The following is an 18403-nucleotide window of genomic DNA, read 5'->3' as shown; positions in this document are numbered from 1 at the left end:
ACAAGAGACCTGGAAGCGCTAACAAAACCTTGCGGAGAACCCGGGCCAGGGTGGCACAACCCGGGAGCGCGGGTTTTGTTTGCGGGTCTTATTCGCGGTGGTAGGGGTGGTTGTTGAGGATGGAGTAGGCGCGGTAGATCTGCTCGCCCAGCATCACCCGCACCATGCCGTGCGGCAGCGTCATGGCGGATAATTGCAACAGCACGTCGGCGCGCTGCTTGAGTTCGGCGGACAGGCCGTCGGCCCCGCCAATGATAAAGCACACATCATCGCCACCCGCCATCCATTCTTTCAGCCCGGCAGCCAGCCGCACCGAAGTCCAGTTCTGGCCGCGCTCATCCATCACCACCAGCTTGCAGCGGGCCGGGATGGCGGCCAGCAGCCTATCGTGCTCGGCAGCAATGCCTTTTTCCGCCGTGACGCCACCGCCGCGTTTTTCCGGTTTGATTTCTTTGAGTTCCAGGCTGATGTCGCGGCCAAAGCGTTTGGCGTAGTCGTTATACGCTTCGTCGACCCAGCGCGGCATCTTGGTGCCGACGGCAAGAATGGTGATTTTCATGGCAATGCTTCAGCGCGCAGTAGGCAGCAGGGGCATGACGCTGCCTGCGATGGGGAAATACGGAGGATGGCGGCAGACGGGGCGGGTGCCGCTCGTCTGCCGCGCCTGATGCAGCCTGGACGGCGTATCAGGTATTGGCTTGCCACGGACGACCGCCAACCGGGGTAAAGCTCGGCTTCTGGCCGCCCCACAGTTGTTCCAGGTCGTAGTAGTCGCGTACCGCCGGCAGCATGACGTGGACGACCACGTCACCAGCATCTACCAGCACCCATTCGCCGCTTTCGTGGCCTTCGGTGCCAACCAGATCAACGCCGGCTTCCTTCAGGGTCACTGCCACGTTGTTGGCCAGTGCCTTGACCTGGCGATTGGAGTCGCCGGTGGCCACGATCATGCGCTGAAACAGCGATGTCAGCGCGGAAGTGTCCATTTCGATGATGTCTTTGCCCTTGATGTCTTCCAGGGCGGTAAGTGCCAGTTTGGCAATGTCTTGAACTTCCATGATGTCCTTTGATGTCGGTGGTGATACGTGGCGGCAGCATGGCGGCCAGAGGTATCAGGTAAAGATCGTTTGCCGCAACCTGCGGCAAAAACGGGCAGGGGCCGCGACCAGGGGCGGGCGGCCCGGCCGGCAATTCAAGTGCCGGCACTGGAAAACCGTTGTGTGCTACCGGCGCAGCGATGTGTGGCAGGCAGGCGTGGAACGGCTTCTTGCTTCAGAGATATAGCCGGTGCTGGCGAATATAGTCCAGTACCGGCGCGCAGAGCAGATGCTCGACGCTGGCGCCGCTTTGCAAACGGTGGCGTATCACGGTGGCCGAGACATCCAGCGGTGGCAGGGCCAGGGGGCGCATTGTACCGGAAGGCGCGCCATTTGAAAAATCAGTGACTTGGCGCGCCTGCCATTGTGTGCGCACGGCGGCGGGAAGCCGGGCGGCATCGAAGCCGGGGCGCAGTGCCACGGCGATGTTGGCCAGCTCGAATAATTGCTCCCAGCGCCGCCAGGTATGCAGGCTGGCCAGCGAGTCACCACCGATCAGCCACCATAGTGCTGGGTCGGGGCCGATTTCGGCGCGGATTTCCTGCAGGGTGTCGATGGTATAGGCCGGCTTGTCGCGCAGTACTTCGCGTGGGTCGACCGTGAGACCGGGCAGGCCGTGGCTGGCCAGTTGCGCCATCTCCAGCCTTTGTTGCGGGCTGGCATGGGGACCGTGCTGGCGGTGGTAGGGCTGGCCGGCAGGGATCAGCCGCACTTCGTCCAGCCGCAATTCCTGGCGAAAAGCCTGCGCCATGCGCAGGTGGGCGGCGTGGATGGGATCGAAAGTGCCGCCAAACAGTCCCAGCGCAGCCGCTTGCGTCATTCCTGTACGGGTGGTTTGCCGGTGTAGCCGTCGATGATCAGTTCCAGCCGGCCGGTGGACGGATGAATCACCATGCCGTGGATGGGAATGTCCTTGGGCATCAGCGGGTGGTTGCGGATGGTCTGCACGCTGTGGCGCACGCTGTCGGACACGTTGTCAAAGCCCTTGAGCCAGTTGTCCAGATCAATGCCGGCATTGCGCAGGGTGTGGATGGTGTCTTCGCTGATGCCCCGTTCGGTGGCGTGGGTCAGGATTTTGTTGGGATCGATGGCGCGCATGCCGCAATCACGGTGGGCTACCACGCAGATTTCTTCGGCGCGCAGTTCGTAGACCGCCACAATCAGCGAGCGCATGACCGAACCCCAGGGATGGGTGATCAGCGCGCCAGCGTTCTTGATCAGCTTGGCATCGCCGTTTTTCAGACCCATGGCCTTGGGCAGCAGCTCGACCAGGCGGGCATCCATGCAGGCGAGGACGGCAAGGCCTTTATCGGGGAATTTGTCGGTTTTGAATTGCTCGTATTCGCGGTTTTCGACGAAGCTCCGATTGTGCTCGAGAATGGTATTCAGCACACCCATGCGCGTAATCTCCTGGCTGAGGTTAGATTGAGTGCTCTAATCGGGGCGCCATGCTAACACTAGTTAGTGACGAAGAGGGGGTATTTCGCCATGGCACCCGGCTCGACAGCGGGGCTATGGTAGACCAGATTCAGGCGGGAAAGCCAACTTTGTTGCCCTGCGGTATCGGGCCTGCTTGTCCTGATTTGCAAAGGGTTTTTCCCGCGCCTGCCGGGAGAGCCTGGCCGGACGGCGGCCGGCCAGGTGGGGTTGGTGCCGGGGCCTGCTAGCGGTTGTCGTCCAGTTGCTTGCGGAAGGTTTTCTGGGCATTGCTCAGCTGGTAGCCCTGATTCTGGTAGAAATCCGGCGCTTCTTCGCGGTGGATGGTGGAACGCAGCGTGACCGTGGTCGCACCCTTGGCCAGTGCCCAGCGTTCGGCCACATGGACCAGGGCGCGGCCGGCACCGCGTCGTCGCCAGCGCAGGCCCACCGCCAGCCCGCCGATTTCCACTGCCGCTGGTGCTTCCAGCAGCGGCCGCCAGAAAGCATGCAGCCAGCCGGCCACTTCGCCTTCGATTTCCGCCACCCACAGCTGGTGCAGATCAGGGCTGCCCAGCAGCATGGTCAGCCGGTTGCCCAGGGCTTCCACCCCGGAGGGGTAGCCCATCTCGGCGGTGAGTGCGGTCAGGGCCGGTACATCCTGGTAGTTAGCCGGCCGGATAATGATGGTCATGGTGTTACCAACGTGCGTAATGGTCTTCGGTGACGCCGCTCAGTGCCTGCACCACATGGCGCGTACCGCTGAGTGGATCAGTCAGATAACCGTCGAAACGGCCTATGGCTTGAATATAACGGCTACTGGCGATCAGAAGGTTCTGATTTTTTGCCCGCATGCCTTCCGGGCTGAATTGCAATTCCAGCAAACCGTCGCGGCTGCGCAGTTGCCAGGGTTGTAGCGGCTGTTGCGGATCGAATGTGAATTCAACTGCAGACAGCGGGTATAGCTTGCCCTGTAGCCAGCAGGCATTTTCTGCTTCCCCCATATATCCCTGTTGCAGATTGAAGCCCAGCCCGCTGCTGTGGGCGCTGGCCCAGCGCCAATCGGTACGGCGCGCCAGCAGGCCATTGGAATAATCCAGGCTGGCGACGGCACCATCCAGCGAAAAGCGCTGTCCCTGGCAATCGGCAAAGCCACTGACCGCCAGTGCGGTGGATTTGTGGGTGGAGTGGGCCAGCCAGTTGGCCGGGCCAATGGCTGCCAGCACCGGTGGCATCGGGTCGAGCCCGACGTGAGCGGCCAGCCGCAACTGGGGTGAGCTGACTTCCACCGCCAGGCGGCTGCCTTGACGCTCAAAGCGCACGGTCAATTCCCTGCCGGCAAAGCGGGCGTCGGCAAATGGCTGGTCGGCGAGCTGTGCACCATGCTGGGGAAAACTGTCGGCGGCGACATCGGCCAGGATACGGCCCTGGCGACGGTCAAACAGATAGGCAAAGGCCGCTGCGGTCCAGCCCACATCCACTACGGCCAGGCCGATAACGTAATCGGTATGTGTCAGTGCCAGATATTGCCAGCGCTTATGGCGCAGTGGCCGCAGCAGCCGCTGCCAGCGCGTCATCGGCAGGGCTAGCCAGTCGAGCTGGGCGATGCAGCCCTGGTAGCGGCCATGCTGTGGCTGGCCCTGGCTATCAAGCAGACTCGGTGGTGCGGCGGGAAGGGCAGACCAGCTCATGCGGATGACCGGGGCTTAAACACTTGTTCGAGTCTACAGCATATCCAGCGGTATTTTCAGGTAACGCACGCCATTGTTTTCTGCTGCGGGCAACTGTCCGGCGCGGATGTTGACCTGGATGGCCGGCAAGATCAGCTGTGGCATGTCCAGCGTGGCATCGCGTGCCTGACGCAAGGCGACAAATTCGCTTTGGCTGATGCCCGCATGCAGGTGGATATTGTGCTGTTTCTGCTCGGCTACCGTGCTTTGCCAGGCGATGGGGCGTGGCTGTGGCGGATAGTCGTGGCACATCAACAGGCGGGTGTCATCCGGCAGCGTCAGCAATTTTTGCACCGATTGATAGAGCATGGCAGCATCGCCGCCGGGAAAGTCGCAGCGGGCGCTGCCGACATCCGGCATGAACAGGGTGTCACCGACAAACACCATGTCACCGATCTGGTAGGCCATGTCGGCCGGAGTATGGCCGGGTACGAACACAGCCCTAGCCGTGAGCTGGCCGATATGGAAGACCTCGCCATCTGCGAACAGGTGATCAAACTGGCTGCCGTCGCAGGTGAAGTCCTCGCCCAGGTTGAAGACGCCTTTGAACAGCTGCTGGACCTGGGTAATCCCCTCGCCAATGGCCATGCGACCACCCGCCTGCTGTTGCAGCCAGGCGGCTGCCGACAGATGATCGGCATGGGCATGGGTTTCCAGAATCCACTGCAGGCTAAGATGCTGCTGCCGGATAAAATCCAGTACGCGCCCGGCGGATCCGTGGGCGATGCGTCCGGATTTGGCGTCATAGTCCAGCACCGGGTCGATGATGGCAGCGTGGCCTCCCGGCTGGTCGTACACCACATGGGAAATGGTGGCGGTTCCGGGGTCGAAGAAGGAAGCGAGCTGTGGCTGCAGCATGGTGAACTCCGCAACAGGATGGGATGGGTGATAGGCCGGTATGGCTGGCACTATCGCACACTGCGAAACATTATACTATAATGTATATTATAAAAATAAGCCGGTATCAGCCAGCGTTGCATAGCGCACAACGGCCGGGCCGGTAGTCGGGATGGTGACAATGGATTTGAGCATATTGCGTGATAACGCCAGCCGGGCTGCCGCCCTGCTGAAGAGTCTGGCCAACGAAGACCGGCTGATGCTGTTATGCCAGCTGGTGGATGGTGAGAAGACGGTTTCCGAACTGGAAAAACTCACCGGTATCCGCCAGCCCACCTTGTCGCAGCAGCTGGGCGTGCTGCGCAACGAGGGGCTGGTGGCAACCCGACGCGAAGGCAAATGGATTTATTACAGCATCGCCAGCGCCGAGGCCATGATCATGCTGTCGGCGTTGCATGGCGTGTTTTGTGGTGACGGTACGGATGATGGATCTTCCGCACCACATTGAGGAGAAAGCGTGCAGATAGCCTGGGATAGCTTTACCCCGTTCGCTTCGCTGGCTGGAGGGCTGCTGATTGGGCTGGCCGCCAGCTGGCTGGTGCTGATGAATGGCCGCATTGCCGGCATCAGCGGCATGCTGGGTGGCTTGGTGGACCGGGCCGGCGACTGGCCGCTGCGGCTGGCCTTCGTGCTGGGGCTGATCGCGGCGCCCCTGGCTTGGCGTGGATTGATCGGTCCTCTGCCTGTGCCACAGTTGACTACGCCCTTGCCGCTGCTGTTGCTAGCCGGCGTACTGGTGGGCATTGGCACGCGGCTGGCTGCCGGTTGCACCAGTGGCCACGGGGTGTGTGGGCTGTCGCGCTTGTCGCCGCGCTCCTTGCTGGCCACGCTCAGCTTCATGGGCAGTGCCGGGCTGACTGTCTTTGTGATGCGTCATCTGTTGGGTTGGGGCTGACCATGGCCAAGTTACTGTCTGCACTGATTGCCGGCCTGTTATTCGGCTTGGGCCTGTTGTTGTCCGGCATGAGTAACCCAGCCAAGGTACTGGGTTTTCTCGATGTGACTGGCCGCTGGGATCCCAGCCTGGCGCTGGTGATGGCTGGCGCCATTGCCGTGGCGTTTTTTGCTTTTCGCCGGGCCGAAGGCCAAACCCACTCCGTGCTGGGTGAGCCGCTGCAGTTGCCCGACAAAAGCCGGCTGACCCTGCGGCTGGTGCTGGGCAGCGTGCTGTTCGGCATCGGGTGGGGACTGGCTGGCATCTGTCCGGGGCCTGGCCTGGTACTGGCCGGCATGGCGCTGCCCGCTGGCTGGTGGTTTGTGGCGGCCATGCTGCTGGGCATGTTGTTGTTTCGCCCGCTGTCGCGATGCCTGCCCTGAGCCGGCTATTGCCGGACTGGCTCCGCGGCTATCGTCGTGGCTGGCTGACGGGTGATATCACCGCTGGCGTGGTGGTGACCCTGCTGTTAGTGCCGCAGAGTCTGGCCTATGCCCTGCTTGCCGGCCTGCCGGTGGAGGCTGGCTTGTATGCCAGCGTGGCACCGCTGCTGGTATATGCCTTTATCGGTCGTAGCCCGGCACAGTCGGTCGGCCCGATGGCGCTGACCTCGCTGCTGACTGCCGCCACCTTGTCGCGCTTTGCCGATGCCGGCGCCACCGACTATCTGGTCCTGGCGGTATGGCTGGCGCTGCTCTCCGGCCTGATGCTGCTGGCGATGGGGCTGGCGCGGCTGGGCTTTATTGCCGACCTGTTGTCCGAGCCGGTACTGGCTGCCTTCACCACCGCCTCTGCCTTGTTAATCATCCTGTCGCAGCTGGCCCCCCTGTCCGGTCTGCACAACCCAGGCAACTCCCTGCCGCAATGGCTGGTGGGCATGTGGCATCAGCCAGTCTCGTGGCAACCAGCTGCGCTGTTGGTGGGCCTGCTGGCCCTGGCTTGGCTGCTGCTGGTGCGACGCTGGGGGAGCAGTCTGCTGCAAAGGCTGGGCCTGTCGGCCGATACCGCCGGTATCTTGGTGCGTACTGCTCCGGTACTGGCCATGCTGGCGGGCATCCTGCTGCTGCCCACATCGCTGCAGGTGCCGGTGGTCGGCCCGGTGCCGGCCGGCCTGCCGCGGCTGGTACTGCCTGCCATCGGGCTGGAACAACTGGCCGACCTGGCCTTGCCGGCCTTCTTCATTGCCCTCATCAACTATCTGCAGAGCCTGTCGGTGGCGCAGCTGCTGGCTGCGCGCACTCAGGATAGCGTCGACCCCGACCGCGAACTGGTGGCACTGGGTCTGTGCAATATCGCCTCCGGGCTGGTGGGCGGCTTCCCGGTGACCGGCGGGCTGAGCCGTTCGGTGGTCAACGCCGAGGCCGGTGCCCGTTCCCAGTTGGCCTCGCTGCTGACCGCTGCTGGCATGCTGCTGGTGATGTGTCTGGCCACTTCCGCGCTTGAGCATCTGCCCTTGCCGGTACTGGCTGCCACCATCATTGCGGCGTTGCTGGCCATGCTGGATATCGGCAGCCTGCGTCGTGCCTGGCTGACCGAGCGTGCCGATGCCGTGGCCTGGCTGCTGACCTTTGCGCTGGTGCTGTTGCTGGGCGTGGACAGCGGCATCATGGCCGGAGTGCTGGTGTCGCTGGCGACACTGTTGTGGCGCAGCAGCCGGCCGCATATTGCCGAGCTGGGGCGGTTGCCTGGTACTCATCATTTTCGCAACTGCCAGCGTCACGCGGTGGAAACCCTGCCCGGCGTGTTGCTGCTGCGGGTGGATGAGAGCCTGTATTTCGGCAATGCCCGTCAGGTTGGCACGATCTTGCTGCAGAGAGCCGGGCAGACGCCCCATGTGCGCCAGCTGGTGCTGGTGATGAGTGCGGTCAACCGGGTGGATACCACCGCCTTGTCGATGCTGGAGAGGCTGGACCAGCGCTTGCAGCAGGCCGGGGTGCGGCTGCATCTGTCAGAAATCAAGGGGCCGGTGGCGGATATCCTGCAGCGCAGCGGACTGGGGCAGCGCTTTGCCGGTCGGGTACATCTGTCGACACAGGCCGCCTGGCAAAGTCTGGCAGGCTTGCCGGATTATCATATCTAAACAACTCTCCTGGCAGGATGCCGCGTCTTGGTGCTGGTCCGCACGGTATGGGGCGGCTATGCTGTGGCTGTTTCCGGCGCTGGCCGCCTTGCCGGCCGGCATGCAACCAAATCGACGCTGCCCGCTCACACCAAAGATGAAAAAGACCTTGCTGGCCAGCCTGCTGGCCATGACCCTGCTGCAACCGCTGGTAGTCTATGCCGATCTGCCTTCCCTGCCTGATCTGGGCGAGATATCCGATGCTTCCTTGTCGATGGCCGACGAAGCCCGTATCGGCCGCGATTTCATGCGCGCCATGCGTGATGCCGGCGATGTGGTGGAGGATGCCGAGGTCAACGACTACATCAATGTCCTGGGGCACCGGCTGTCCGCTGCGGTGCGCATGCCGGGGCTGCAACTCACCTATTTTGTCGTCAACGACAAGCAGATCAACGCCTTTGCCATGCCCGGCGGCTATGTCGGCATCAATAGCGGCCTGTTGGTCGGCACTCAGAGCGAGGGCGAGCTGGCATCGGTGGTGGGGCATGAAACCGCCCACATCACCCAGCGCCATATCGCACGCATGAAGGCCGTCAGCGACGCCACCAGCCCCTTGCTGCTGCTGGGGACAGTGCTGGCCGCGGTACTGGCATCGCGTGCTGGCGGTGGCCAGGCCTCCATCGGCACCTTGTCCGCCGGATTGGGCTTGCAGATATCCAACCAGCTGTCATTCTCGCGCGATTTCGAACGCGAAGCGGATCGGGTGGGCATGCAATACCTGGCCCAGGGCGGTTTTGACGTGCGCGCCATGCCGGCTTTCTTCCAGCGGCTGGATGCGGCCAACCGCTATAGCGACAACAATGCCTATGCCTTTTTGCGTACCCATCCGGTGACTTCGCAACGTATCAGCGAGGCGCAGAATCGCGCACTGGAGTACCCGGTGAAAATGAAGGCCGACAGCACCGCCTACCTGCTGGTACGGGAAAAACTGCGTGTCATGACCATGTCGCCGGATGAGGCGGTGGGCTATTACCAGACCATGCTGGAAAAAGGCCAGTATCTCAATGAGGGGGCTACATGGTACGGGATGTCGCGCGCGCAACTGGCCAGCCACCAGTTGCCGGCCGCACGCAGTGCACTGGCCAAGGCAGAAAGCCGCTTGCCGGCTGATCCCATGCTATTCGGGCAGGAGGCGGCCATCGCCCGCGAGAGTGGCGACTGGAATGCTGCCCTGGCCAGCTTGCGCCGTGGACAGGCACAGTTCAAAGACAGCCAGCCCTTGCAATTGGCCGAACTGGATGTCCTTATAGATAGTGGCAACCGCATGGCAGCACAGGCTTTGCTGCGCCAGCTGCAAAGCCGCTATCCGCGAGAAGCCACACTGTATCGCAGCGAGGCCCGGTTGTTTGCAGACAAGGATGCCCAGCGCTATCACGCAGCTCTGGGCAATGCCTTCTACTTCGAGCGGCGCTATGAGGCCGCTCTGGAGCAGTTCCAGTTTGCCGCGCAAGCCAAGGGCGATGACTTCTATCAGCGGTCTTCCATCGAAGCGCGCATGCGCGAAGTTGAAAAAATGCTGAAAGAAGAAAAGAAGGACTCGGGGAAGTAAACAGGAGTTGCGACTGCATGACGCCGTATCGCAAAAAAACAACATGATGCAGCGCAATATACTGATAAACGGAGCAAATATTGAGTGATAACCCTAATTGCCTATTCCGTTGTCGCCTCCTGAAACTATACACTCCGCAACACCAGAAGAGCTTTTCATAAATGAACATTTTTATTGCGAAAGTGATCGTTTATAATCTGTCTCCAACGAGTCCGGTTCGTTTTTTCGTTTTCGATCCGGTAACACAATAAAGTGGGCATGGACTTGATCCCTGCCCCGGTCACCCCCGATGTGAGGATGAGATATGGCTGCAACCTTCCCTGACGATATCGATCCCCTGGAAACCCAGGAGTGGACTGAAGCGCTGGAGTCGGTTCTGGATACCGAAGGTTCCGAGCGTGCGCATTTCCTGCTGGAAAACCTGGTCGAGCGTACCCGCCGCCGCGGCGCTTACCTGCCCTTCGACGCGACCACCGCGTACCAGAACACCATCCCGGTAGGCAAAGAACAGAAATCCCCCGGTAATCACGAGATGGAGCACCGCATCCGCTCCATCAACCGCTGGAACGCCGCCGCACTGGTACTGCGCGCTGGCAAGAAAAACCTGGAACTGGGCGGCCATATCGCCAGCTTCCAATCCTCCGCCACCCTGTACGACGTGGGTTTCAACCACTTCTGGCGCGCTCCCAACGACGAGCAGGACGGCGATCTGATCTACTTCCAGGGCCATATTGCTCCGGGCGTGTATTCCCGCGCCTTCCTGGAAGGCCGCCTGTCCGAAGCGCAGCTGGACAGCTTCCGTCAGGAAGTGGATGGCGATGGCCTGTCTTCCTACCCGCACCCGTGGTTGATGGATGACTTCTGGCAGTTCCCCACCGTTTCCATGGGTCTTGGCCCGCTGATGGCCATTTATCAGGCCCGCTTCCTCAAGTACCTGGAAAGCCGTGGCCTGGCCCGCACGCCGGGTCGCAAGGTATGGTGCTTCTGCGGCGACGGCGAGATGGACGAGCCGGAATCCCTGGGTGCCATCTCCATGGCCGCCCGCGAAGGCCTGGACAACCTGATCTTCGTCATCAACTGCAATCTGCAGCGCCTGGACGGCCCGGTACGCGGCAATGGCAAGATCATCCAGGAACTGGAAGGCGACTTCCGTGGTTCCGGCTGGAATGTGCTGAAAGTGATCTGGGGCAGCCGCTGGGATCCGCTGCTGGCCATGGACACCAAGGGCCTGCTGAAGAAGCGCATGAACGAATGCGTGGATGGCGACTACCAGACCTTCAAATCCAAGGACGGTGCCTACGTTCGCGAACACTTCTTCGGCAAGTACCCGGAGCTGCGCGAAATGGTGGCCAATATGTCCGATGACGAGATCTGGGCACTGAACCGTGGCGGTCACGATCCGCACAAGGTCTACGCCGCTTACCACGAGGCTACCCACAACGCAAACGGTCGTCCGACCGTGATCCTGGCCAAGACCATCAAGGGCTATGGCATGGGTTCCTCGGGCGAAGCGCAGAACATTGCCCACCAGGCCAAGAAGATGGATATCGAAAGCCTGCGCAAATTCCGCGACCGCTTTGGTATTCCGGTATCCGATGCCGACCTGCCGAACGTACCGTACTACAAGCCGGCCGAAGACAGCCCGGAAATGAAGTACATGCGCGAACGCCGCGCCGCGCTGGGTGGCTATCTGCCGGCCCGCAAGCCGGTGAAGGCTCCGCTGGCCATTCCGGGTCTGCACGTGTTCGACAGCCAGCTGGGTGATTCGGGTGAGCGCGAGTTCTCCACCACCATGGCCTTCGTGCGCATGCTGGGCACCCTGCTGAAAGACAAGAACATCAGCAAGCAGATCGTCCCGATCGTGCCGGATGAATCCCGCACCTTCGGCATGGAAGGCATGTTCCGTCAGTACGGCATCTGGTCCACCCAGGGTCAGAACTACGTACCGCAAGATGCCGACCAGCTGATGTTCTACAAGGAATCCAAGGACGGCCAGATGCTGCAGGAAGGCATCAACGAGCCGGGCGCGATGTCCTCGTGGATTGCCGCAGCCACCAGCTACGCCAACCACGGCATCCCGATGATTCCGTTCTACATCTACTACTCGATGTTCGGTTTCCAGCGTATTGGCGACCTGGCATGGGCTGCCGGCGACATGCGCGCCCGTGGCTTCATGCTGGGCGGCACTGCCGGCCGTACCACGCTGAACGGTGAAGGCCTGCAGCACGAAGACGGCCACAGCCACATCCAGGCTGGCCTGATCCCCAACTGCGTGTCCTACGACCCGACCTTCGCCTACGAGCTGGCAGTCATCCTGCAGGATGGTCTGCGCCGCATGTATGGCGAGCAGGAAGACGTGTTCTATTACATCACCCTGATGAACGAGAACTACACCCACCCGGCCATGCCGCAAGGCGCCGAGCAGGGCATCATCAAGGGCATGTACCTGCTGAAGGACGGCGGCGATGCCCAGGTGAAGGTACAGCTGATGGGTTCCGGCACCATCCTGCGTGAAGTGATGGCCGCGGCTGACCTGCTGCGCAACGACTTCGGCATTGCTTCCGACATCTGGAGCGTGACCTCCTTCAACGAACTGCGTCGCGACGGTATGGAAGCTTCCCGCTTCAACCTGCTGCACCCGACCGAAGCTGCCCGCAAGTCCTTTGTCGAGCAGCAGCTGGAAGGCCGCAGCGGTCCGGTGATTGCCGCTACCGACTACATCCGCAACTACGCCGACCAGATCCGCGAATACGTGCCGGGTCGCTACGTGGTACTGGGTACCGACGGTTTCGGTCGCTCCGACAGCCGCGCCAAGCTGCGCGAGTTCTTCGAAGTGGATCGTCACTACGTTGCCGTGGCTGCCCTGTCCGCCCTGGCCCGCGAAGGCAAGATCGAAGCGGCCAAGGTGGCCGAAGCGATCGCCAAGTACGGCATCAAGGCTGACAAGCTGCCTTCCTGGAAGGCATGAGGCCGGGCCGGATACGGCCAAGCTTGAGGTAGGGAGTCCGCAGTGCAGCAGCGCGGCGGACTCCGCAACGTAGCCGAATATCGGCGGGGGTGCCGCACCGGTGCCGCCGCCCTACGGATGGAAAGCTCATGAGCAATCTGATCGAACTGAAAGTGCCCGACATCGGTGGGCACAGCAATGTAGACATTATCGAAGTGTTCATCACCGCCGGTCAGACCGTGGCGGTGGACGACTCGCTGATCACCCTGGAAACCGACAAGGCCACCATGGAAGTGCCGGCCGAAGCGGCTGGTGTGATCAAGGAAGTGAAAGCCGTCGTGGGTGGCAAGATTTCCGAAGGCGACGTCATCGCCATTATCGAAGTGGGCGCCAGCGCAGCTGCTCCGGCTCCGGCAGCAGCTGTAGCTGTAGCTGCTCCTGTTGCAGCCCCGGTTGCGGCTGTTGCTGCCGCGCCTGCCGCCCCGGCAGCCAGTGGTCGTATCGATATCGTGGTGCCGGATATCGGTGGCCACAATGGTGTGGATGTGATCGAAGTCTCGGTCAAGGTAGGCGATGTCATCAGCGTGGACGACTCGCTGATCACGCTGGAAACCGACAAGGCCACCATGGAAGTGCCAGCCACTGCTGCGGGCAAGGTGTTGGAAGTCAAGGTTGCCGTTGGTAGCAAGGTAAGCCAGGGTGACCTGATCGTGGTAGTGGAAGGCGCTGTTGCCGTTGCACCGGTGGCCGCTCCTGCTGCAGCACCGGCTCCGGCTGCTGCGCCCGCTCCGGCACCTGTTGCCGCTGCGCCTGCTGCCGTTGCCCCGGTTGCCGCCAGCGCCAGCCTGCCTGCCATCAACGAAGCCAGCTTCTCCAAAGCCCACGCGGGTCCGTCGGTACGCCGTCTGGCGCGCGAACTGGGCGTGGACCTGGGCCGCGTCAAGGGTACGGGCCGCAAGGGTCGCATCATCGATGCCGACGTGAAGGCCTTTGTGAAGGGCGTGCTGCAAAACCCGGTTGCCGCTGCACCGGTTGCCGCTGCTGGCTCTGGCGTGGGTCTGGACCTGCTGCCGTGGCCGAAGGTGGACTTCGCCAAGTTCGGCCCGATCGAAACCAAGCCGCTGTCGCGCATCCAGAAGATTTCCGGTGCCAACCTCAGCCGCAACTGGGTGATGATCCCGCATGTGACGTTCAACGACGAGTGCGACATCACCGAGCTGGAAGACTTCCGCAAGACCATCGGCAAGGAATGGGAAAAGTCCGGCCTGAAGATTTCGCCGCTGGCCTTCATCATCAAGGCCGCTGCCGAAGCGCTCAAGGCTTTCCCCAATTTCAACAGCTCGCTGGATGGCGACAATCTGGTGCTCAAGCAGTACTACCACATCGGCTTTGCCGCTGATACGCCGAACGGTCTGGTAGTACCGGTCATCAAGAATGTCAACCAGAAAGGCATCAAGCAGATCGCCAAGGAACTGACCGACCTGTCGCTGCAAGCCCGCGAAGGCAAGCTCAAGCCGACCGATATGCAAGGCGCCACCTTCACCATCTCCAGCCTGGGTGGCATTGGTGGCAGCAGCTTCACGCCTATCGTGAATGCGCCGGAAGTGGCCATCCTGGGTGTGTGCAAGAGCCAGATCAAGCCGGTATGGAACGGCAAGGAATTCGCACCGCGCCTGATGTGCCCGCTGTCGCTGTCCTTCGATCACCGCGTGATCGACGGCGCGGCTGCCGCACGCTTCACCGTGCATCTGGGCAAGCTGCTGTCCGACGTGCGTCGCCTGATCCTGTGAAATCGTGAGTAGGGAGTGGGGAATGGTGTCTGCTGCAAGGCAGGCCCTCCCCATCGGGAAAACGAACTGATAAAGGAAGTGGGTGGTGGATGGCGGACGGAGTAACTCTCTACTCCCCATTCCCCACTCCCAAACGCCATGAGCAATCTGATTGAACTGAAAGTCCCGGATATCGGCGGCCACAGCAATGTGGACGTGATCGAAGTCTTCGTGAAGCCGGGCGATGTGGTGAGCAAGGACGACAGCCTCATCACTCTGGAAACCGACAAGGCCACCATGGAAGTGCCGGCGGAAACCGCTGGCGTGGTGAAGGAAGTCAAAGTGGCCGTGGGCAGCAAAGTGAGCGAAGGCGACGTGATCGTCATCGTCGAAGCCGCTGCCGCCGCCAGCGCTGCCCCGGCAGAAGCCAAGCCGCTGGAAACCACCGGTGTGGCCTCTGCCCATACCGATGCCGGTTTCGCCCCGCAAGCAGCCCCGGTAGCCGCCAGCCATGGCGGCGGTGCCGATATCGAATGCGACGTGATGGTACTGGGCGGTGGCCCTGGTGGCTATTCCGCCGCCTTCCGCGCTGCCGATCTGGGCCAGAAAGTGGTCATCGTCGAACGTTACTCCACCCTGGGTGGCGTGTGCCTGAACGTGGGCTGCATTCCGTCCAAGGCCCTGCTGCACAATGCTGCGGTGATCGACGAAGTCAGCCATCTGGCGGCCAACGGCATCAAGTTCGGCAAACCGGAAGTGGATATTGATCTGCTGCGCGGCTACAAGGAAAAGGTCATCGGCAAGCTGACTGGTGGCCTGGCCGGTATGGCCAAGGCGCGCAAGGTGCAGATCGTGCGCGGTAATGGCCGTTTCATCGACCCGCATCATCTGGAAGTGTCGGTGACTACCGGCAATGGCCGTGAAGAATCCGGCGAGAAAACCATCGTCAAGTTCAGCAATGCCATCATCGCCGCCGGTTCGCGCGTGGTGAAACTGCCGTTCATCCCGGATGATCCGCGTGTGGTGGACTCCACCGGCGCACTGGAATTGAAAGCCGTACCGGAAAAGATGCTGATCATCGGTGGCGGCATCATCGGTCTGGAAATGGGTACCGTGTACTCCACGCTGGGCGCCCGCCTGGACGTGGTGGAAATGCTGGACGGCCTGATGCAGGGTGCCGACCGTGACCTGGTCAAGGTATGGCAGAAGTGGAATGCCCACCGCTTCGACAACATCATGCTCAACACCAAGACCGTGGCTGTCGAGCCGAAGGAAGACGGCGTGTACGTTACCTTCGAGGGTGAACAGGCCCCGAAAGAACCGCAACGCTACGATCTGGTGCTGTACGCCACCGGCCGTGCGCCGAATGGCAAGCTGCTGGCAGCGGAAAACGCTGGCGTGGCGGTGACCGACCGTGGCTTCATCCCGGTGGACAAGCAGCAGCGCACCAATGTGCCGCACATCTACGCCATCGGCGACATCGTCGGTCAGCCTATGCTGGCACACAAGGGTGTGCATGAGGGCCACGTGGCGGCGGAAAACTGCGCCGGTCACAAGGCCTTCTTCGATGCCCGCGTGATTCCGGGCGTGGCCTATACCGATCCGGAAGTAGCCTGGGTAGGCATGACCGAAGACGAAGCCAAGAAGCAGGGCATCAAGGTGGAGAAATCCGTCTTCCCGTGGGCTGCTTCCGGTCGCGCCATTGCCAATGGTCGCGATGAAGGCTTCACCAAGCTGATTTTCGATCCGGCTACCCATCAGGTGATCGGTGGCGGCATTGTCGGCCCGCACGCCGGCGACATGATTGGTGAAATCTGCCTGGCGATTGAAATGGGCTGCGATGCCGAAGACATCGCCAAGACCATTCACCCGCACCCGACCATGGGCGAATCCATCGGCATGGCTGCCGAAGTGTTCGAAGGTAGCTGCACCGACTTGCCGCCGCAGCGCAAGAAGTAAGCCGCCAGCCCGGCCACCCTGCCGGGCAGGCAGCCTGCAGTCCCGACCCGCCGCTGGCGGGTCGTGTCGTATCTCTCTCAGTCTTGTGGCGGAATATTCCGCCTTTTTTTATGCCGGCAGCCCAGCTGCATGTACGGTTGCCTATTGCCTTGCTGCCGACATTCCTCGCCAGACTGAACCAGTTTCGCTACCATCAGTCGGACTCCTGATGAATGTCGACATGCTGCCACGCACCTATCCCCTTGCCTTGTCATCCGCTTTTGCCCTCGCCCTGTGCGCTGCACCGGCCTGGGCTAAAGTCGATTACACCGTCAGTGTGGAGGCCCCGGCGGCACTCGCTAGCCTGCTCAATGACCATCTGGAGCTGATTTCCGCCCGCAATGATGCGGATCTGGACGATTTCCAGCTGCAGGCCATCATCAAGGAAACCCCCTCCGCCGCGCAGGCGCTGCTGGAAACCGAGGGGTATTTTTCTGCCCGCATCCGTGTGGAAGAGCAGGGGGCGCAGCATTATGTGCTCAAGGTAGAGGCCGGTGAGCCGGTCATCATCGACGATGTCACCCTGCAGCTGAACGGCCCGATTCGCCAGCAGGCGGATTATCAGCAAAGGCTGGCCGCCGTGCTGGAGGCCTGGGCGCTGCCGATGGGCGCCCCCTACCGCCAGGACGACTGGAGCAGCAGCAAGCGTGCCATCTTGCGCCTGCTCACCATCGACCGTTTTCCGCTGGCCCGCATTGTCAAAAGCCAGGCCGACATCGACCCGCAAACCCATCGCGGCCAGTTGCTGGTGCAGGTGGACAGCGGGCCGCAGATTAGCTTCGGTCCCACCCATATCAGCGGCAACCAGCGCTATCCGCTGAGCGTGGCCACCGGGCTGGCCGATTTCCGCCAGGGCGATCCCTATCAGCAAAAAAAGCTGCTGGATTACCAGTCGGCGCTGGAGCAGTCACCGCATTACTCCGGCGTGGTGGTCAGTGCCGACATGGCCCGCATCAGCGATAACGAAGTGCCGGTGGAAGTCAGCCTCACCGAATTCCCCAAGCAGAAGCTGGAGCTGGGCCTGACCTACGACTCCGAAGATGGCCCGGGTACGCGTATCGGTTACGACTATTACAATCTGTTTGGCAAAGGCTGGACCGGCTCGGCCTTGCTGGACTGGAAAAACAGCGACCGCAATCTCAGCTTCGGTCTGGGTTTCCCGCGCCAGGCCAACGGCTATTCGCACTCGATTACCTCCTCGTTCAAGGAAACCGATATCCAGGGGGTGAAAACCACCACCGTGGATGCCGGTGCCTGGCGCATCCGTTCGCATGACAAGATCAATGCCCGCTTCGGGGTGGAATTCATCCAGGAAAAGGAAACCATCGGCAACACGCCCAGCAACAATACCCGGGCCCTGCTCGGGGTATTCGGCTGGACGCGGCGCGATGTGGACGACCCGCTGCGCCCGCGCTCCGGCACGCTGCTGGATGTGTCGCTGTCCAGCACGCTGGGCGCCTTGCTGTCCACCACCAGCTTTGTACGCGGCTATGCCCGTGGCGTGAGTTACTGGAGTCCCTGGCCCAAATACGGCACCTTGCTGACCCGGCTGGAGCTGGGGCAGGTGTGGGCCAAGGATAGCGATGAAGTACCGTCTTCCCAGCTATTCCGTGCCGGTGGCTCGAACAGCGTGCGTGGTTACGACTACCAGAGCCTGGGCCTGCCCGGCGCGGACGGCGCGGTGGTGGGGGGGCGGGTGGTGGCGACCGCCACGCTGGAATACCAGATTCCGGTGGCCAAGGACTGGGCCATTGCCCTGTTTCACGATGCCGGTAATGCCGCCCAAAGCTGGCAGAGCTTCAAGCTGGAACACGCCAATGGTGTCGGCCTGCGCTGGCTCAGTCCGGTGGCGCCCTTGTCGATGGATATCGCCAAGGCCGAGAAAGACGGCAAATTGCGCTGGAACATGAGCCTGGGGCTGGCATTCTGATGAGCGAAAACCTGCCC

16 protein-coding genes are annotated in these 18403 nt (G+C 61.9%); 9 read left to right on the top strand and 7 right to left on the bottom strand.

Annotated features, from left to right (window positions below):
* Nucleotides 1-88: 88 nt before the first annotated feature.
* The 7 genes from rlmH to EAY64_RS10950 form a co-directional block, all read right to left on the bottom strand.
* Nucleotides 89-559, bottom strand: coding sequence for a 23S rRNA (pseudouridine(1915)-N(3))-methyltransferase RlmH (gene rlmH / locus EAY64_RS10985; protein WP_103524801.1), 471 nt, complete (start codon nt 557-559; stop codon nt 89-91).
* 127 nt (nt 560-686) lie between these two features.
* Entirely contained in the window at nt 687-1058 is a 372-nt protein-coding gene (gene rsfS / locus EAY64_RS10980; protein ID WP_103524800.1) for a ribosome silencing factor, read from the bottom strand.
* A gap of 214 nt (nt 1059-1272) precedes the next feature.
* Nucleotides 1273-1917, bottom strand: a complete 645-nt coding sequence (nadD, locus tag EAY64_RS10970) for a nicotinate-nucleotide adenylyltransferase (RefSeq protein WP_103524798.1) — start codon at nt 1915-1917, stop codon at nt 1273-1275.
* Nucleotides 1914-2495, bottom strand: coding sequence for a beta-class carbonic anhydrase (locus EAY64_RS10965; protein WP_059285809.1), 582 nt, complete (start codon nt 2493-2495; stop codon nt 1914-1916). The genes nadD and EAY64_RS10965 overlap by 4 nt, the downstream gene beginning before the upstream one ends.
* A 265-nt stretch (nt 2496-2760) precedes the next feature.
* The gene (locus EAY64_RS10960; RefSeq protein WP_103524797.1) at nt 2761-3207 is read right to left on the bottom strand and encodes a GNAT family N-acetyltransferase; all 447 of its coding nucleotides are present in this window, start codon (nt 3205-3207) and stop codon (nt 2761-2763) included.
* 4 nt (nt 3208-3211) lie between these two features.
* Nucleotides 3212-4204, bottom strand: coding sequence for a DUF2804 domain-containing protein (locus EAY64_RS10955; protein WP_103524796.1), 993 nt, complete (start codon nt 4202-4204; stop codon nt 3212-3214).
* Between the two features lie 33 nt (nt 4205-4237).
* Nucleotides 4238-5101: an MBL fold metallo-hydrolase gene (locus EAY64_RS10950; RefSeq protein WP_309545430.1), complete on the bottom strand. Its 864-nt coding sequence runs from the start codon at nt 5099-5101 to the stop codon at nt 4238-4240.
* A gap of 160 nt (nt 5102-5261) precedes the next feature.
* Here EAY64_RS10950 and EAY64_RS10945 point away from each other — a divergent pair, with 160 nt between their 5' ends.
* From EAY64_RS10945 to EAY64_RS10905, 9 genes are all read left to right on the top strand, one after another.
* A complete protein-coding gene (locus EAY64_RS10945) occupies nt 5262-5588 on the top strand; it encodes an ArsR/SmtB family transcription factor (protein WP_103524795.1) in 327 nt (108 codons plus the stop codon).
* 9 nt (nt 5589-5597) lie between these two features.
* Nucleotides 5598-6035 carry a YeeE/YedE family protein gene (locus EAY64_RS10940; RefSeq protein WP_103524794.1) on the top strand — a complete coding sequence of 146 codons (438 nt, stop codon included), beginning with the start codon at nt 5598-5600 and terminating at the stop codon, nt 6033-6035.
* Between the two features lie 2 nt (nt 6036-6037).
* Nucleotides 6038-6457, top strand: coding sequence for a DUF6691 family protein (locus EAY64_RS10935; protein WP_103524845.1), 420 nt, complete (start codon nt 6038-6040; stop codon nt 6455-6457).
* Nucleotides 6445-8154 (top strand): SulP family inorganic anion transporter, encoded by a 1710-nt coding sequence (locus EAY64_RS10930; protein ID WP_226034327.1) that lies wholly within the window; start codon nt 6445-6447, stop codon nt 8152-8154. Before EAY64_RS10935 ends, EAY64_RS10930 begins: the two co-directional genes overlap by 13 nt.
* Nucleotides 8155-8290: 136 nt before the next feature.
* On the top strand, nt 8291-9742 hold the full coding sequence (locus tag EAY64_RS10925; RefSeq protein WP_103524843.1) for a M48 family metalloprotease: 1452 nt from the start codon (nt 8291-8293) through the stop codon (nt 9740-9742).
* A 304-nt stretch (nt 9743-10046) separates the two neighbouring features.
* A complete protein-coding gene (gene aceE, locus EAY64_RS10920) occupies nt 10047-12710 on the top strand; it encodes a pyruvate dehydrogenase (acetyl-transferring), homodimeric type (protein WP_103524793.1) in 2664 nt (887 codons plus the stop codon).
* Between the two features lie 128 nt (nt 12711-12838).
* Nucleotides 12839-14479: a dihydrolipoyllysine-residue acetyltransferase gene (gene aceF / locus EAY64_RS10915; protein ID WP_103524792.1), complete on the top strand. Its 1641-nt coding sequence runs from the start codon at nt 12839-12841 to the stop codon at nt 14477-14479.
* A 138-nt stretch (nt 14480-14617) separates the two neighbouring features.
* Entirely contained in the window at nt 14618-16417 is a 1800-nt protein-coding gene (gene lpdA, locus EAY64_RS10910) for a dihydrolipoyl dehydrogenase (RefSeq protein ID WP_103524791.1), read from the top strand.
* A 208-nt stretch (nt 16418-16625) separates the two neighbouring features.
* Entirely contained in the window at nt 16626-18386 is a 1761-nt protein-coding gene (locus EAY64_RS10905) for an autotransporter assembly complex protein TamA (protein WP_226034328.1), read from the top strand.
* The last annotated feature ends 17 nt before the right edge of the window (nt 18387-18403 follow it).

Origin of the sequence: Aquitalea palustris (assembly GCF_003693445.1) — a bacterium.
GTDB lineage: Bacteria > Pseudomonadota > Gammaproteobacteria > Burkholderiales > Chromobacteriaceae > Aquitalea > Aquitalea palustris.
Note: the sequence above shows the minus strand (reverse complement) of the source record. Positions and strands in the feature narration are given on the sequence as shown.

Coding starts and splice junctions, on each gene's coding strand:
- rlmH (WP_103524801.1), bottom strand. CDS start 559: ATGAAAATCACCATTCTTGCCGTCGGCACCAAGATGCCGCGCTGGGTC.
- rsfS (WP_103524800.1), bottom strand. CDS start 1,058: ATGGAAGTTCAAGACATTGCCAAACTGGCACTTACCGCCCTGGAAGAC.
- nadD (WP_103524798.1), bottom strand. CDS start 1,917: ATGACGCAAGCGGCTGCGCTGGGACTGTTTGGCGGCACTTTCGATCCC.
- EAY64_RS10965 (WP_059285809.1), bottom strand. CDS start 2,495: ATGGGTGTGCTGAATACCATTCTCGAGCACAATCGGAGCTTCGTCGAA.
- EAY64_RS10960 (WP_103524797.1), bottom strand. CDS start 3,207: ATGACCATCATTATCCGGCCGGCTAACTACCAGGATGTACCGGCCCTG.
- EAY64_RS10955 (WP_103524796.1), bottom strand. CDS start 4,204: ATGAGCTGGTCTGCCCTTCCCGCCGCACCACCGAGTCTGCTTGATAGC.
- EAY64_RS10950 (WP_309545430.1), bottom strand. CDS start 5,101: ATGCTGCAGCCACAGCTCGCTTCCTTCTTCGACCCCGGAACCGCCACC.
- EAY64_RS10945 (WP_103524795.1), top strand. CDS start 5,262: ATGGATTTGAGCATATTGCGTGATAACGCCAGCCGGGCTGCCGCCCTG.
- EAY64_RS10935 (WP_103524845.1), top strand. CDS start 6,038: ATGGCCAAGTTACTGTCTGCACTGATTGCCGGCCTGTTATTCGGCTTG.
- EAY64_RS10930 (WP_226034327.1), top strand. CDS start 6,445: ATGCCTGCCCTGAGCCGGCTATTGCCGGACTGGCTCCGCGGCTATCGT.
- EAY64_RS10925 (WP_103524843.1), top strand. CDS start 8,291: ATGAAAAAGACCTTGCTGGCCAGCCTGCTGGCCATGACCCTGCTGCAA.
- aceE (WP_103524793.1), top strand. CDS start 10,047: ATGGCTGCAACCTTCCCTGACGATATCGATCCCCTGGAAACCCAGGAG.
- aceF (WP_103524792.1), top strand. CDS start 12,839: ATGAGCAATCTGATCGAACTGAAAGTGCCCGACATCGGTGGGCACAGC.
- lpdA (WP_103524791.1), top strand. CDS start 14,618: ATGAGCAATCTGATTGAACTGAAAGTCCCGGATATCGGCGGCCACAGC.
- EAY64_RS10905 (WP_226034328.1), top strand. CDS start 16,626: ATGAATGTCGACATGCTGCCACGCACCTATCCCCTTGCCTTGTCATCC.